This window comes from Pseudomonadota bacterium (assembly GCA_010028905.1).
Classification (GTDB): Bacteria; Vulcanimicrobiota; Xenobia; order RGZZ01; family RGZZ01; genus RGZZ01.
Window position 1 is genome coordinate 1 of sequence record RGZZ01000907.1, and the last position, 1,104, is coordinate 1,104.

The following is a 1,104-nucleotide window of genomic DNA, read 5'->3' on the forward strand; positions in this document are numbered from 1 at the left end:
ACGCGAAGGGCCTCACGATCTGCGCGGGCTTCATCGACCCGTATGTCGTGCTCAAGCGCTTGAAAGGCGAGAAGCTCAAGCCTCAGAAGCCACATCACGCTGAAGATGAAGACGCAGACAGCAAGGACGACAAGGACGAGAAGAAGGCCGAGAAGACGCCCTCACCTCCCTCGCCCCTCTCGTCGGCCAACCCGAAGGTGCGCGCCGACCACCGCGCGACCGACGCGCTCAGCCCCACCGCCGACGGCCTAGAGGCGTTGCGCGAGCAGGGCATCGTGCTGGTGCAGGCCGTTCCGGAGACCGGCATCTTCCGGGGCACATCCGCCCTCTGCCTCACCCGTCCCGGAACCCCGCGCGAGCAGGTCATCGCCGCCGACGTGGCCAGCGTCATGGCGTTCGAGACCGGCGCCGACGAAGACCAGAAGGCCTACCCCGCCAGCATGATGGGGAATGTGGCGCTGATCCGGCAGACGCTCTCCGATGCCGCCTGGTACGAAGGGGCGGCGGCCAGCGACCGGACCCGTCCCCTGGGCCTGCTGCGCCCCGAGACAGACCTGTCGCTGAGCGCCCTGTCGCCGGTGATCCACGGCCAGCGACCCGTGCTCTTCGAGACCGCCACCCTGCTCGAATCGCTGCGCGCCACGCGCGTGCTCGATGAGGCGGGCCTGCAGCGCCGCGCCCTGGTGCTGAGCGGAGAGGAATGGCGGCGACTCGACTGGGTCGACCGCCTGAAGGGCGGCTTCATCCTCCCCGTGGCCTTCACTCCCGCCCCGAAGGCGAAATCAGAGGGCGAGTGGCTCGACACCGACCTGCTCACCCTGAGACGCTGGCGCAACGACCCCGCGAACGCGCGCTGGCTGCACGCGCGAGGCGTCGACTTCGCCTTCACCTCGCATCGCCTCGAGGATGTGGCCGACTACCGAAAGGCCATCGCCAGGGCCGTTCAGTGCGGCCTCCCCCGCGACGCCGCCCTGGCCGCCATCACCACCCGTCCGGCGAGCCTGCTCGGCGTCTCCGATCGCTTCGGCACCATCGCCAGGGGCCGCTCAGCCAGTCTCGTGGTGCTCGATGGCGATCCGTTCGACGAGAGCAGCCATGTCCGCG

The 1,104-nt window shown here is 69.5% G+C and carries 1 protein-coding gene; it reads left to right on the forward strand.

Annotated elements, in window-relative coordinates; genetic code table 11:
* Positions 1-1,104, forward strand: a 1,104-nt coding sequence (locus EB084_26280) for a hypothetical protein (protein NDD31771.1), incomplete at both ends; no start/stop codon positions are given.